A 14,218-nucleotide genomic window follows, 5' to 3' on the forward strand; every position below is an offset into this window, starting at 1 on the left:
GCCATGACGCGCACCGAGGAGCCCACACCCGGACGACACATCGACGTACGAGGTGAGGGCCCCGTCGTCCTGCTGTGGCACGGCCGCGGGGCAGACTCCCGCGGCGTCCTGGACGCCCTGAGCGAGCTGATCGCGGCGCACGGCCTGACCGTGGTGACCCCCGACTGGGACGCCGGCCACCCCGACGGCGGGCGAGCCGACCTGCTGACGTCGGTGCGCAGGGCCCGGGAGATCGCGGCCGAGCAAGGCCAGGACCCCGACACGATCGTCGTGGCCGGCTGGTCGCTCGGCGGGGTCGCCGCCGTCAGCCTCGCGCTCAACGCCTCGCGCATCGGCGCCGGCGTGGGCGGGCTGGTGCTCATCGCCCCCGCCGACGGTCCGCGCGCGCTCGACCCCCTCACCGGGCAGCCACTGCCCACCGAGCTGCCGTCCGGAGCCGGCCGCTGCCGCGTCGACATCGTGTACGGCGAGGACGACACCATCACCCCGCCCGACATGGTGTGCGGGCTCGAGCTGCGGCTGCGGGCCGCGGGCTGGTCCACGTCACTGCACGCGATCGACGCGGACCACGGCGAGGTGGTCGGCGCGACGTACGACGAGCGGCGCGATGCCTTCGTCCCCGCGCGTACGGAGCGCGCCCGGGACGGCGCGCGCACCGTCGCGCAGATCGTCGCTGCGGCTACTTCTTCTTCGTGAACCCGACGCGGGTCCAGTCGGGCTGCTCGAACTGCGCAGCACCGTAGTTGACCACGTCCTTGCGCACCGCGACCACGATCGGGGTCACGGCCAGGGGGACGGCCGGCACCTCCTCGAGCAGCCACTCGTCGAGCTTGGCGATGCGCGTGAGGCGCCGCTCGTCGCCGAGGGTCCTGATGACGGCGTCGAACCCCTGGCCGATGCGCTTGGGACCGATGCCGGTGAAGTTCTGGGGTGAGTCGATCGGGTAGTACAGCGGCTTGGCCGCGGTGATCGGGAAGGCCGATCCGCGCCGCTGGAAGGTCACCAGGTCGAAGTCGAGCGGGATGACGATCTTCTCGTAGAAGTCCACCCCGGTGGGGGCGGAGCGCCGCTTGACCCTGATGCCGACTTGCTCGAGGTCTGCGGCGATGGCCTTGGCACGGGCGCTGCTGGTCGGGGTGTCCTTGGGCACCGGCATGATCAGCTCGAGTGGCTTGCCGCGCTTGGAGCGCATGCCGTTGGCACCCTTGGCATAGCCGGCGTCGTCGAGGATCTCCTCCGCGCGGTCCGGCTCGTACGCGATGGGATCGGAGGAGTCGCGGTAGCCCTTCTGGCCCGGCAGCAGGAGCAGGCTGCCCAGGGGTGCGGGAGGCCCGCCAAGAGCCCTCGCGGTCGTGACCGCGATCGGCACGCGGTTGATCGCGCGGGCGACCGCACGTCGTACGGCGACGTCCTTGAGCGCGCCCCGGCCGCCGTTGAGCGTGACCTGCGACCACTCGATGCCCGCCGCGCGCTGCACGACCCCGGTGCCCTTGGCCTTGGCGTACGTCGAGGCCTCCAGGTCGACCGCGTCGAGGCCGCCGTCGACGTACGCCTCGGCCTGCAGGCCGGGATCGGCGATGTTCCACGTGACACCCGCCAGCTTGGGCTTGGCCCCCCACCAGCGCGGATTGGGGCGCTGGACGATGAGGCCCTTGCGGGTGTCGATCGAGGAGACCAGGAACGGGCCGTTGGAGGGGATCGCCCGCTTGCGGAACGCCTGGTTGAACAGCTTGGGCGAGGAGGAGAAGTTCTTGGGCAGCCGCGGGTAGACGTAGAGCGGCCACTCGGCCGTGGGCTCGTCGAACGTCACCGTGTAGGAGAATCTGTCGCGGCCTTGCTTGACGCCCGAGATGTCGTCGTAGCCCGCACTCGAGATGACCTCGAAGTCGTCGTCGGAGCCGTTCTGCGCCTTCCAGAACGCGGTCATGTCGGCTGCGGTGATCGGGGTGCCGCCCTGCCAGACCGCGTCGGGGTTGAGCGCGACGCGGATCTTCAGCGGGCTCTTGTCGACGACCTCGACCGAACGGGCGTAGTCGGGATCGACCATCCAGCCACCGTCGGCGGTGATGCGGATGGCGCCGCCGGTGGTCGGGGCGAGGATCCGCGCGGCATCGGAGTTGGCCGAGTCGGCCTGCAGCGGATTGAAGTTGGTGGGCAGCGTGGTGGCTGCCAGGCGCAGGGTGCCGCCAGCGGCGACATCGGCCGGATCGGCGTCCTGCCAGGCCGTGCTGGGCAGTGCCTTGTTGCTGTCGGTGGACGGCGTCGCGGTCGGCTTGTCCTCGTCGTCGTTGGACGAGCCTGTGCACCCGGAGAGCACGAGGCTCCCGGCGAGGAGGAGGGACGCGGCCGCTGCGACGGGGGTACGCATGACGGTGATCCACCGGCGACGGGCCGGCACCTGGGGTGCCGGCCCGTCAGGCGGACTACTTGGAGGCCACCACGTTGAGCTTGACCTGCGCGCTCACCTCGGGGTGAACACGCACGGCCACGGTGTGGGCGCCGAGCGACTTGATCGGGTTGCCGACCTCGATACGACGCTTGTCGACCTTGGCACCGGCCTCGGCCAGCGCCTCGGCGATGTCGGAGACCGTGACGGCGCCGAACAGGCGTCCGCCCGCACCGGCGCGAACCGGGACGTTGATCGGCGAGGACTCGAGGTTGCCCTTGATGCTCTTGGCTTCCTCGAGATCGTGCACGGCGTGCGCGTCGCGCGCAGCCTTGATCGACTCGACCTGCTTGGCAGCGCCCTTGCTCCACCGGATGGCGAAGTTGCGCGGCAGCAGGAAGTTGCGGCCGTAGCCGTCCTTGACCTCGACGATGTCGCCGGGGGTTCCGAGGTTCGTGACCTCGTGCGTGAGGATGAGCTTCATTCCAAACCCCTTAACGACCGGTGGTCGTGTAGGGAAGCAGAGCCATCTCGCGGGCGTTCTTGATGGCCTTCGCGATGAGGCGCTGCTCCTGGACGGTGACACCCGTGACGCGGCGCGCGCGGATCTTGCCGCGGTCCGAGATGAACTTGCGCAGCAGCGCGGTGTCCTTGTAGTTGATTTCGGTGACCTTGGCCGCAGCGAGCGGGTTGCTCTTCTTCTTCGGCTTCCGGACGACTGGCTTTGCCATGTTGCTCCTGGTTTCGTTTCTCTGACGTGAAGGGGTTAGAAGGGGGGCTCGTCGGACGTTCCCGCGTTGCCGCCCCAGTCAGATCCACCCTGCGAGCCGCCGCCGGAGCGGGGCTGCGTCGACCACGGGTCGTTGCCGCCCTGGGCCGGTGCGCCGCCGCCGAAGCCGCCTCCACCGGAGTTGCCCCCGCCGAAGCCGCCACCTGAGTTGCCGCCGCCACCGCCGCCGAAGTCGCCGCCGCCGGAGCGGTTGACGCGACTCGTCTTGGCCGTGGCAAAGCGCAGGGACGGGCCGATCTCGTCGACCGTCATCTCCACGCTGGTGCCCTTGGAGCCGTCCTGCCGCTCGTAGTTGCGGACCTTCAGGGCGCCCGTCACGATGACGCGCTGACCCTTCTGGAGCGACTCGGCGACGTTCTCGGCCAGCTGGCGCCACGCATCACAGCGGATGAACAGCGCGTCGCCGTCCTTCCACTCGTTGGTCTGCCGGTCGAACGTACGGGGCGTCGACGCGACGGTGAAGTTGGCAACTGCCGCGCCCGAAGGAGTGAACTTCAGCTCCGGGTCGTTCGTCAGGTTGCCGACGACGGTGATGTTGGTTTCGCCTGCCATGGGGCGCAGCCTTTCAGGTGTGTGGGTGTCTGACTTAGTGAACCGCAGCCATGTGACAACCGCAGCGGGTTGTCCACAGTGGGTCCGTGGATCAGGCCTACTTCACGTCGGGACGTGTGACCTTCGTACGCACAACGGACTCGTTGAGCGTCAGCTGGCGATCGAGCTCCTTGACCGTGGCCGGCTCGGCCTGGAGCGTGACGACGGCGTAGATGCCCTCGTTCTTCTTGTTGATCTCGTAGGCAAGACGGCGCTTGCCCCAGACGTCGACGTTGTCGACGGAGCCGCCGTCCTGGCGCACGACGTTGAGGTACGTGTCCAGGCTGGGGGCGACGGTACGTTCTTCGAGGTCGGGATCAAGGATGATCATGACTTCGTACGGGCGCAATGACATTCAGTCTCCTTCGGACTAAACGGCTACGGGGAATTCCGTAGCAGGAGTGGGTCACCTAGTGGCAACCGCACAAGTCTACGGGACCACCGCCACCAGAGGCCAATCGCGCCCCGATTCCGCGACTGGCGCAAACTGAAGGTTTTGGGACGGCGAGTCCTCCACTTTCGCGCCACTCGCGGCTCAGGTTGCGCCACTCGCGGGCTTGGCGGACCGCGGCGAGGTCATCCGGACGAATCTCGCGAGGCGGCGGCGCAGGGCCGCTTGACCCGCCGACGAGATCGACGCCGCCCGCGCCTCGGCCCGCCACCCGTCGACCCGTCCCGGGACGTGCCGCATCCCGTGGGCCTCCTCGGCGTCGCGCACGATCCGCTCCGGCGTGTGCACGATCTCGGTCGCGATGTAGCCGTAGCGTGCCAACCCCTCCCGCGCGAGCCGCTTCTCGCGGGCCAGGTCGCTCTCGTGCTGGGCGCGCACCCGGTGGTCCGAGCCGTCGTACTCCGCGACCCGGTTCGTGCCGCGGATGCGCAGGTCGACGCGCGCCACCTCGACCCCGGCAGCGTTCGTGATGACCTCCTGCGGGTCGACCGCGAAGCCCGCGAGCACGTGCAGCAGTCGCAGCATGGTCTCCCACCACGACTCGCTGCGCCCGTCCGCGAGGTCGAGCGCCCGGCGCAGCACGCGTACGCCACGCCGTCCCGGACGCATCGTCGCGCGGATGCCGTCGATCGTGACGTCCCCGCGGTGCAGGGCGCAGTCGATCACTGCGACGAGGTCGAGCAGGGCAAGATGCTCGGCGAGCTCGACGATCGTCCACTCCGGCGACGCGACCGCGAGATCACCGATCCGGTGCCGTGGCCCGGCGGGATCGCGCACCTGCGGACGTACACCCCCCGTCGGTCGTGATGCGGTGCGTCCCGGTCGGTGCACGCGATGATCGGGATCCCGTCGAGCATCGGGAGCCACCAGCCGCGGAGCTGCGCGCTGGTCAGGTGGGTGAAGACCGCGTCGTCGGGCAGCTGCAGCGCGACCGCCCGGCACGTGGACGCCAGGTCGTCCGCGCTCGCGGCCAGCTGCGCGACGCCCGCGACGGGGTGGACGAAGTGCGGGGACGTGCGCAACAGGTGCGGGGTGAAGCCTCGTTCGTACGCCTCGGCGTGCCTGATCGGGTCCATCCCGACACGCTCGCGCCCGGCGGCGTACGTCTTCGAGACCGCGCGAGCAACCTGTGGACGTACGCGCTGGATCCACACCCTCGCCCCCGACTGGCGCAGACCGAGCCGCGACTGGCGCAGAAGTGGACGACACGCCGTCCCAGAACCTTCAGCTTGCGCCAGTCGCGGGGAGGGTGGGTAGCGTCGGGGGCGTGGAGCTGGAGATCGTGGCACTGGTGGTCTCACCGGTGCATCGGTACGAGGGGCGCCCGCACGACGGGGTCCTGCCGTACGACGGCGACGAGTCCCCCACGATCGTGCAGGTGCGGGCCCACCGCGGCCTGGTCGGCGACCGGTTCTTCGGCACCCGACACTCCCGCTACGCCGTGACCTTCTTCGCCGCCGAGCAGATCGACTGGCTCCAGGACGAGATCGCCGGCGAGGGGCTGTTCCCTGCCACCACCGAGCCGTTCGACCCCGTGCTCGCCCGCCGCAACGTGGTGACGCGCGGCCTGGACGTCGACGCGCTCGTGCGGACGACCTTCACGATCGACGCGGGCCACGGGCCGATCCGGTTCATCTCGCGCACCGCCGCGAGCCCGTGCGCCTGGATGAACGAGGTGTACGCGCCCGGCGCCCACCGCGCGCTGCGGGGGCGTGGCGGCATCCGCGCCGAGCCGCTGGACGACGGCGTCCTCGCCGTCGGCCCCGCCACGATCGGCGAGATCAGCCCTCTCAGCGCGTAGGGTCCTCGGGCCACGCGTGCTTGGGGTAGCGCCCGCGCAGCTCGGCACGGACCTGCCGGTAGGGCCCGGCCCAGAACGACCCCAGGTCGGCGGTGACCGCGGCCGGTCGGCGTGCCGGGGTCAGCAGGTGCAGCAGCAGCGGGACCCGCCCGCCCGCGAGCCGGGGCGTCTCGGTCCAGCCGAACGCCTCTTGCAGGCGGACCGAGACGAGGGGCTGCTCGGTGCCGGTCGGCCCGTACTCGACCCTGGCCGTCGAGCCCTTGGGCAGGGTCACCCGCTCGGGGGCCAGCTCGTCGAGACGTCCCGCCTCGGGCCACGGCAGCAGCCTGCGCAGCGCGCCGAGGACGTCGAGGCGGGCGAGGTCGCGGCTGCCCCGCACCCGCGCCAGGGCAGGTCCGAGCCAGGCGTCGATGCCGGCCAGCAGCGCCTCGTCGCCGACGTCGGGCCACGGATCGCCCACGGCGTGGTGGAGGAAGGCCATCCTCCGGCGCAGGGCGACGGCCGCGTCGCTCCAGGGCAGCAGGTCCAGGCCCTCGCGGGAGAGCCCGTCCGCGACCGCCGCGGCGACGGCGTCGGGCGGCGGATCGTTCAGGGGGGCGGCGGAGAGCTCGATCGCGCCGAGGCGGGTGACCCGGCGGGCCACGATCCGGCCGTTCGTCCACACCACCTCGTCGGCCTCGGTCCACGTCCCGGACGCCGCGTCAAGCGCGATGTCCTCGTCGATGGGCGCTGCCGAGCGGATCGTCGCGTCGCGCGCCCCGGGCCGGCGCTCGGCGTCGGCGATCGCGATCCACGGCACCCCCGCGAGCGCCGGGTCGGCGGCGCGGAACGACGCCCCCGTTCCCGACACCATGAGGTACGCCGTGCCGCCCGGCCGGCGCCGTGCGATGCGGCCGGGGTGCGCGAGCGCCACGACGGTGCCGACCGCGAGGTCGTCGGTCAGCTCGGTACGGCGCGGGCGCTCCGGCAGCAGCGACTCCAGCCGCGCCACGGCGTCCGACCACGAACGAGCGGTCGGTCCTCCCCGGCGCATCATGCGCAGCGCCGCGACCAGGTCGCCGCCCGGAGCGCGGACGTCGTCGTCGAGCAGCGCGACGACCTCTGCCGCCCGGTGCGCACCCACCGCCTCGGCGCCGTCGAGCAGCGCCCGGGCCAGACGGGGATCAGCCGGGATCTGCGCCATCGCCCGCCCCCGTGCCGTGATCGCGCCCGCGTCGTCGAGCGCGCCGAGCTCGACCAGCGTGTCCCGGGCCGTCTCGAGGGCGGCGGCAGGCGGCGGGTCGAGAAGAGCGAGACCGCTCGCGTCGACATCGCCCCACGCAGCCAGCTCGAGGCAGAAGCCGGTCAGGTCCGCCACCGCGATCTCCGGGGCCGGGTGGGGGTCCAGATGGGTGTGCTCGGCCCGCGACCAGCACCGGTAGACGGCACCGGGTGCCTCCCGCCCGGCTCGGCCGGCGCGCTGCTCGGCCGCCGACCGGCTGACCCGCACGGTCACGAGCGCGGGCAGCCCGCGGACCTGATCGGTGCGCGGCTCGCGCGACAGCCCGGCGTCGACCACCACGCGTACGCCCGGCACGGTCAGCGACGACTCGGCAACGGCGGTCGACACCACCACCCGCCGTCGCGGTCCACGGGTGAGTGCCAGGTCCTGCTCGGCGGGACGGAGTCGGCCGTGCAGGGCGACCACGTCGACGCCCGGGAGGCCGGACAGCCGTCGCATCACCCCGTCCACCTCGCCGACGCCCGGGACGAACACCAGCACGTCGCCGGTCTCGGCCGACACCGCCTCGCGGACCGTCGCCGCGACGTGGTCGAGGAAGCGCGGCGGCACCCCGCGCTCGTCGACCGGCAGCACGCCGGGCGGCGGGGCCGCCCAGTGCTGGGCCACCGGGTGCAACGCACCGGGGACGTCGATGATCGGGGCCGGACCGGGATCGATCGTCGCCGCGGTGCGCTCGGCCTCGACGGTGGCCGACATCGCGACGAGCAGCAGGTCGTCCCGCACCGTGGCGCGGACGTCGACCAGGAAGGCGAGCGTCAGGTCGGCGTCGAGCTGCCGCTCGTGCACCTCGTCGAGGACGACCGCCGCGACCCCCGGCAGCTCGGGATCCCGCTGCAGCCGGCGCAGCAGCACCCCGGTCGTCACGAACTCGATGCGGGTGCCCGGGCCGACGGCCCGGTCACCGCGGACCGTGTGGCCCACCGTCTCACCGACCCGTTCGCCGAGCAGGCCCGCGAGTCGGCGCGCGGCCGCCCGTGCGGCGATCCGCCGCGGCTGCGTGACCACGACCCGGCCACCGTCCCGGGCCAGCATCGCCGCCACCGCGGGCGGGACGAGCGTCGTCTTGCCGGTGCCCGGAGGCGCCTGCACCACAGCGACGCCCCTGGCATGCAGCGCCGCGGTCAGTGCTGGCAGCCCCGCCAGGACCGGGAGGTCGGGCGGGCTGTCCAGCAGCTGCCGGACCGGATCGGGACGTGCGCTCAGAGCTCGGCCGAGACCTTCCAGATGTCGACGCCCTCGGCATCGCCGGCGAACTGCTCGATCGCAGCGAGCTCCTCGTCGGTGAAGTCGGTCTGCCCGGCCGCCGCGAGGTTCTCGTCGAGCTGCTCGGTCGACGAGGCGCCGATCAGCGCGGACGTGACGCCGCCGGGACGCAGGATCCACGAGATCGCCATCTGCGCGAGGGACTGGCCGCGCTTCTTCGCGATGCCCGCGAGCCCCTGCAGTCGCTCGACGTTCTCCTTGGTCAGCACGCCCTCGTCGAGGCTGACGCGATCGACCGCGCGCTCGACCGGGTCGTCGCCCAGGTAGCGGTCGGTGAGCAACCCCTGGGCGAGCGGCGAGAAGCCGATCGCGCCGAGCCCGTGCTCATTCAGCACTGTGAGCAGTCCGCCCTCGACCCAGCGGTTGAGCATCGAGTAGGACGGCTGGTGGATGACCAGGGGCGTGCCCAGGTCGCGCGCGATCGCGACGGCCTCGGCCGTGCGCTCGGGCGAGTACGACGAGATGCCCGCGTAGAGCGCCTTGCCCTGGCCGACCGCGGTGTCGAGCGCCGTGATGGTCTCCTCCAGCGGCGTGCCCGGGTCGACCCGGTGGGAGTAGAAGATGTCGACGTAGTCGACGCTCATCCGCTCCAGCGAGGCGTCCAGGCTCGACAGGAGGTACTTGCGCGAGCCGAGCTTGCCGTACGGGCCGGGCCACATGTCCCAGCCGGCCTTGGTCGAGAGGATCAGCTCATCGCGGTACGGCTTGAAGTCCGTGCGCATCATCCGGCCGAAGTTCTCCTCGGCCGATCCGTAGGGCGGGCCGTAGTTGTTGGCCAGGTCGAAGTGCGTGATGCCCTTGTCGAATGCGTGCCGCAGCACCTCGCGCTGGGTGTCGAAGGGGCGGTTGTCGCCGAAGTTCCACCACAGGCCGAGCGAGATCGGCGGCAGCAGCAGCCCGGACGTGCCGACGCGCCGGTAGTCGAGCTGCTGGTAGCGGTCCTCGGCGGCGACGTACGGGCGGTGGAGGTCAGGAACGGGGTCCGCGTAGTAGCGCTCTTCGGTCATGCGCCCACGCTAACGCGCCACCGCGAGGAGCACCGGCTCGTCCTGTCCCGCCCAGGTGCCGGTCAGCGTCTCGCCGCCCATGGCCCACGCCCCGCCGAGGACGCGCAGCAGCTCGACCTCGGCGCCGGACGTCACCACGACCGTGGATCCGTCGGCGTCGCGGACGTCGACCAGCCCCACCGGCTCGTGCTCGGTGCTGCTGCCCCCGCCGACGACCCGCATGTTGGGCTCGACCGGCTCCATCGTCCCGTCGGACAGCCGGCGCTCCAGGTCTGCCTGGGTGCCGCCGGTCACGATGGTCCGGACGATCGCGGCCGCGTACACGGGGTCGCCGCACCCGTCGTAGACCCAGCGGGTGCCGAGCACGGTGTGCTCGGTCGTGCCGACCAGGAACTCCTCGGCTCCCGCCAGCGGCTCGGCCCGGTACGTCAACGGGATCTGCAGGACGGGCCCGTCCCCCGAGCGCACCAGCACCGTCTCGATCCCGACCTCGCCGTCGGGGTCGTCGAACCGGTACGCCCCGACGGGCTCGAGCTGGTCGTCGCCCTCGAACCACGGCTGGGTCGGCACCCAGGCGCGGAGCAGCTCGATCTTGCTCGGATGCATGTCTGCGGTGTGGAGGAGAGCCATGACCCCGACGCTAGCGCAGGCGGGTGATCTCCACACCGACGAACAGCTCGGAGCCGCCCGCGGTCGAGAAGATCCCCCGCAGCGGCGGGCTGTCGCCGTAGTCGCGTCCCTTGGCGACCACGACGTGCCGGGGCCCCGGGGCGATCGCGTTGGTCGGGTCCCAACCGACCCACTCGCCGTCCCACCACTCGATCCAGGCGTGCGACTCGCCCTCGACGGCCACGCCCACGACGGGGTCGGGCGAGGGGTGGAGATAGCCCGAGACGTAGCGGGCGGGGATGCCGGCGGCCCGCAGCGCGCCGAGGCTGAGGTGGGCGAAGTCCTGGCAGACGCCGGTCCTGGCGTCCCACGCGTCGGCGGCGGTCGTGGTGACCTCGGTGCTCCCCGGCACGTACGCGACCCGGTCGTGCAGGTGCCGCATCACGGCCTCGACGTAGTCCGACGGCCGCTCGGCCTCGGCGCGGAAGCCGGCGATCTCGTCGGCGAGCCCCGCGGCGGGGGCCACCCAGTCGCTGAGCACGAGGTACTCGCACCACTCGTCGCGGACGTCGTCGACGAGGTCCTCCCACGCGATGCCGTGCGACTTGGGCGCGACCTCCTGGGTCTCGACCGTCGACGTCGCGACCACCGTGAGGTCGGCGTGCGGATCGTGCACCTCGAACGAGGTGACCGTCGTGCCCCAGTAGTCGCGGTACTCGTACGACCACGGGGTCGGCGTGATGTCGAGGCGCGAGCGCAGGACGTACTGCTCCGACGTCGTCATCGGCGTCATGCGCGCCTCGTTGAAGGACGCCATCGCGCCCTTCTCGTAGTGATAGCCCGTCGTGTGCTTGATCCTCAGCTGCATGGTCATCGCGTCACCCCGCTCATAGAACAACCCCTCCGCGCCAGGTGTGCATCTCGGACTCGGCGAAGTAGCGCGCGGACACCGCGTCACTCGCTGCGGCGCAGCTGCGCTGCAGCCGCTCCATCTCGACCGGCAGGTCGAAGACGATGTCGTTGAGCGGTCGGTACTCCAGCTCGGTGCGGGCCCGACCGAGGAGCCGCTGGGCCTCGTCGCTGAATCCCGATCGCTGGCCGGACGAGCCGAGCTTGCCCAGGGCACGTTCGGCCTCGGCGAGCGACGACACGATCGAGCGCGGGAACCATCGGTCGAGCAGCAGGAACTCGGCCGCCTGGCGATCCGCCTCGATCCCGCGGTACGCCCGGATGAAGCTCTCGTACGCTCCGCAGGCCCGCAGCGTCGTCGGCCACGCGACCTGGGGGCCCGAGGCGAGCGCGGCGGTGGACAGCAGGCGGGCGGTCATGTCGACGCGCTCGATGCTGCGTCCCAGCATGTAGAAGTGCCAACCGTCGTCACGCGACATCGTGGCGTCCGCGATGCCGGAGATCATCGCGGTGCGGTTGCGGACCCAGCTGAACATGTCCGGGGCGCGCATCGCACGGGCCGTGCCGAGGCCACGCCACGTCGTGTTGATCGCGGCCCAGATGTCGGTCGACAGCGTCTCGCGGGCACGGCGGGCGCTCTCGCGGGCCGCACCGATCGCCGTCGCGATCGAGGTCGGCGACTCGGGGTTGTGGGCGAGGAGGTCTAGGAGCATCCAGCGGTTGGGCTGCCCGGTGTAGTCCTCGACGCCCATGACCGAGAGCAGCTGCTCGCACGAGGTGCGCTCGTCCATGCCGGGGTCCTCGATGAGCACCTGCATCTGGACGTCCAGGATGCGGGCGGTGTCGTCGGCCCGCTCGAGGTAGCGACCGATCCAGAACAACGACTCGGCGATGCGGCTCAGCACGTCTTGTCTCCTGCCTTGGGGTCACCCTGCTGTTGCTGCTGCTCCTGCTCGTGGACCTGGAGGTCGGGCACCTCGGCCTCGAGCGCCGGGCCCGCGGACTGGCTGATGCCGGTGACCGGGGTGGCCGTCGGGGCGACCTCGCCCTCGTCGTCGGGATCGGTGGGCCGGGCCAGCACCCAGGTGTCCTTCGACCCGCCGCCGCGGCTGGAGTTGACGATCAGCTCGCCCTCGGGGAGGGCGACGCGGGTCAGGCCGCCGGGCAGGACGAACACGTCGTCGCCGTCGTGCACCGCGAACGGGCGCAGGTCGACGTGGCGGGGACGGATGCCGTTCTCGACCAGGGTCGGGACGGTCGACAGCGAGACGACCGGCTGCGCGATCCAGGCGCGCGGGTCGAGCAGGATCTTGGTGCGGAGCTCCTCGAGCTCCTCCTTCGACGCGGCCGGGCCGATCACGATGCCCTTGCCGCCCGAGCCGTCGACCGGCTTGAGCACGAGCTCGTCGAGGCGGTCCAGCACCTCCTCGCGCTGATCGGCCTCACCCATGCGCCAGGTGTCGACGTTGCGCAGGATCGGCTCCTCGGAGAGGTAGTAGCGGATCAGGTCCGGCACGTACGTGTAGAGCAGCTTGTCGTCCGCGACGCCGTTGCCGACCGCGTTCGCGATCGTGACGTGACCCGCGCGGGCCGCGTTGATGATGCCGGGCACGCCCAGTGCGGAGTCGGGGCGGAACTGCACCGGGTCGAGGAACTCGTCGTCGATGCGGCGGTAGATCACGTGGACCGGCTCGAGGCCCTGCGTCGTACGCATCATGACCCGGCCCGAGCGGCACACCAGGTCGCGACCCTCGACGAGCTCGACGCCCATCGTGCGCGCCAGCAGGGTGTGCTCGAAGTACGCCGAGTTGTAGACGCCCGGCGTCAGCACGACGACCGTCGGATCGCTGACGCCCGCGGGGGCGGCCTTGCGCAGCGCCGCGAGCAGCCGCTGCGAGTACTGCGAGACCGGACGGATGCGGTGGTCTGCGAACACCTCGGGCAGCGCCGCGGACAGCGCCCGCCGGTTGGTCATGACGTACGAGACGCCGGACGGGACCCGGACGTTGTCCTCGAGCACCCGGAAGTCGCCGTTGCCGTCGCGGATCAGGTCGACGCCCGCGACGTGGACGCGCACCCCGTTCGCGGGCTCGAGACCGGCCACGACCCGGTGGTAGTGCGGGGAGGTGACGACTGTTTCACGGGGAACAACGCCGTCCGCGAAGAGCTCGCCGGGTCCGTACGCGTCCGCGAGGAACTTCTCGAGGGCCAGCACGCGCTGGCGTACCCCCTGCTCGACGTGGTCCCAGTCCTCGGCCTCGATGAGCCGCGGGACGATGTCGAGCGGGAACGGTCGCTCCTCGCCCTCGACGCCGAACGTCACGCCCTGCTCGAGATAGGACGAGGCGAGCGAGTCCGCCCGCAGGCGTACCTCGTCGGCGCCCATCTTCTGGAACGAGGCGTGAACCTGACCGTAGCTGTCGCGTACGTCCGACCCCTCGAACATCTCGTCAAATCCTGCGATCGGTCCGTAGCCGTCGAAGAGCTCTGAGGTGTCCACGGGGATCACCGTAGGACAGAACCGGGGGCCGTGTGTCGCGGTGGTGGGGTGCCGCCCGCCACACCGGGGCGTTTCTCCTCATCTTCCGGGCCGGATCGCGCCACGGGGACTACGCTCGGGCTCAGGAAGGGACCGGCCATGGCGGATGCGTACGTGCTCGTGCTCAACGCGAGCTACGAGCCCCTGCAGCGCGTGTCCATGCGCCACGCGATCAAGATGCTGGTCCGTGAGGTCGCGGTGATCGAGGAGGAGGCCGGCGGGACGTTCGGCCCATTCCCGGTGCCGAAGGTGCTGCGGCTGGTCCGCTACGTCGTCACCCGGTGGATGCACCGGCGCGGGTCGATGTGCACGAAGTCCGCGATCAAGGCACGCGACAAGATGTGCGCCTACTGCGGCGGGCAGGCCGAGACCGTCGACCACATCGTGCCGCGCAGCCGCGGCGGGACGCTGACGTGGGACAACGCGGTCGCCGCGTGCCTGCGGTGCAACCACCGCAAGGCCGACCGCACCCCGTCCGAGGCCGGCATGTCCCTGCTCGTCGTCCCCACCGAGCCCCGCTACACCGTCGCCCGCTGACGCGCGCCCCCCGTCCGCTGACGCGCGCCTCCGGTCCGCTGACGGGACCCCCC

16 protein-coding genes are annotated in these 14,218 nt (G+C 71.6%); 3 read left to right on the plus strand and 13 right to left on the minus strand.

Annotated features, from left to right (window positions below):
* Positions 1–3: 3 nt before the first annotated feature.
* A complete protein-coding gene (locus GEV26_RS17620; protein ID WP_153654854.1) occupies positions 4–696 on the plus strand; it encodes an alpha/beta hydrolase in 693 nt (230 codons plus the stop codon).
* Here GEV26_RS17620 and GEV26_RS17625 read toward each other — a convergent pair.
* The 7 genes from GEV26_RS17625 to GEV26_RS17655 all read right to left on the minus strand — a co-directional run bounded on the left by GEV26_RS17625 (position 680) and on the right by GEV26_RS17655 (position 5,294).
* The gene (locus tag GEV26_RS17625; protein ID WP_153654855.1) at positions 680–2,368 is read right to left on the minus strand and encodes an ABC transporter substrate-binding protein; all 1,689 of its coding nucleotides are present in this window, start codon (positions 2,366–2,368) and stop codon (positions 680–682) included. The genes GEV26_RS17620 and GEV26_RS17625 overlap by 17 nt on opposite strands.
* 55 nt (positions 2,369–2,423) lie before the next feature.
* Positions 2,424–2,870: a 50S ribosomal protein L9 gene (gene rplI, locus GEV26_RS17630; RefSeq protein WP_153654856.1), complete on the minus strand. Its 447-nt coding sequence runs from the start codon at positions 2,868–2,870 to the stop codon at positions 2,424–2,426.
* Between the two features lie 10 nt (positions 2,871–2,880).
* Positions 2,881–3,117 carry a 30S ribosomal protein S18 gene (rpsR, locus tag GEV26_RS17635; protein ID WP_108580638.1) on the minus strand — a complete coding sequence of 79 codons (237 nt, stop codon included), beginning with the start codon at positions 3,115–3,117 and terminating at the stop codon, positions 2,881–2,883.
* 35 nt (positions 3,118–3,152) lie between these two features.
* Positions 3,153–3,728: a single-stranded DNA-binding protein gene (locus GEV26_RS17640; RefSeq protein WP_153654857.1), complete on the minus strand. Its 576-nt coding sequence runs from the start codon at positions 3,726–3,728 to the stop codon at positions 3,153–3,155.
* Positions 3,729–3,825: 97 nt separating this feature from the next.
* Complete coding sequence (rpsF, locus tag GEV26_RS17645; RefSeq protein WP_108580963.1) at positions 3,826–4,116, minus strand: 30S ribosomal protein S6; 291 nt, start codon at positions 4,114–4,116, stop codon at positions 3,826–3,828.
* A 186-nt stretch (positions 4,117–4,302) separates the two neighbouring features.
* Positions 4,303–4,995 (minus strand): hypothetical protein, encoded by a 693-nt coding sequence (locus GEV26_RS17650; RefSeq protein WP_194839910.1) that lies wholly within the window; start codon positions 4,993–4,995, stop codon positions 4,303–4,305.
* A complete protein-coding gene (locus GEV26_RS17655; RefSeq protein WP_153654859.1) occupies positions 4,881–5,294 on the minus strand; it encodes a hypothetical protein in 414 nt (137 codons plus the stop codon). Before GEV26_RS17655 ends, GEV26_RS17650 begins: the two co-directional genes overlap by 115 nt.
* A gap of 191 nt (positions 5,295–5,485) precedes the next feature.
* On the opposite strand from GEV26_RS17655, the gene GEV26_RS17660 reads away from it, so the two are divergent.
* Positions 5,486–6,019, plus strand: coding sequence for a molybdenum cofactor biosysynthesis protein (locus tag GEV26_RS17660; protein ID WP_153654860.1), 534 nt, complete (start codon positions 5,486–5,488; stop codon positions 6,017–6,019).
* On the opposite strand, the gene hrpB is transcribed toward GEV26_RS17660, so the two are convergent.
* From hrpB to GEV26_RS17690, 6 genes are read right to left on the minus strand one after another with little or no spacing between them, the layout of a single operon-like run.
* Entirely contained in the window at positions 6,009–8,471 is a 2,463-nt protein-coding gene (gene hrpB / locus GEV26_RS17665; RefSeq protein ID WP_424923853.1) for an ATP-dependent helicase HrpB, read from the minus strand. The genes GEV26_RS17660 and hrpB overlap by 11 nt on opposite strands.
* Positions 8,472–8,500: 29 nt before the next feature.
* Positions 8,501–9,571 carry an L-glyceraldehyde 3-phosphate reductase gene (gene mgrA / locus GEV26_RS17670; protein WP_153654861.1) on the minus strand — a complete coding sequence of 357 codons (1,071 nt, stop codon included), beginning with the start codon at positions 9,569–9,571 and terminating at the stop codon, positions 8,501–8,503.
* 9 nt (positions 9,572–9,580) lie between these two features.
* Entirely contained in the window at positions 9,581–10,201 is a 621-nt protein-coding gene (locus GEV26_RS17675; RefSeq protein WP_153654862.1) for a CG0192-related protein, read from the minus strand.
* A 10-nt stretch (positions 10,202–10,211) separates the two neighbouring features.
* A complete protein-coding gene (locus GEV26_RS17680) occupies positions 10,212–11,054 on the minus strand; it encodes a transglutaminase family protein (protein WP_153654863.1) in 843 nt (280 codons plus the stop codon).
* A 13-nt stretch (positions 11,055–11,067) separates the two neighbouring features.
* Positions 11,068–11,994 (minus strand): alpha-E domain-containing protein, encoded by a 927-nt coding sequence (locus tag GEV26_RS17685; protein WP_153654864.1) that lies wholly within the window; start codon positions 11,992–11,994, stop codon positions 11,068–11,070.
* A complete protein-coding gene (locus GEV26_RS17690) occupies positions 11,988–13,589 on the minus strand; it encodes a circularly permuted type 2 ATP-grasp protein (RefSeq protein ID WP_243838821.1) in 1,602 nt (533 codons plus the stop codon). Before GEV26_RS17690 ends, GEV26_RS17685 begins: the two co-directional genes overlap by 7 nt.
* Positions 13,590–13,727: 138 nt before the next feature.
* Between GEV26_RS17690 and GEV26_RS17695 the strand changes: the two genes are divergently transcribed.
* Positions 13,728–14,165, plus strand: coding sequence for an HNH endonuclease (locus tag GEV26_RS17695; protein WP_153654865.1), 438 nt, complete (start codon positions 13,728–13,730; stop codon positions 14,163–14,165).
* The last annotated feature ends 53 nt before the right edge of the window (positions 14,166–14,218 follow it).

It is taken from the genome of Aeromicrobium yanjiei, from assembly GCF_009649075.1.
GTDB classification, from domain to species: domain Bacteria; phylum Actinomycetota; class Actinomycetes; order Propionibacteriales; family Nocardioidaceae; genus Aeromicrobium; species Aeromicrobium yanjiei.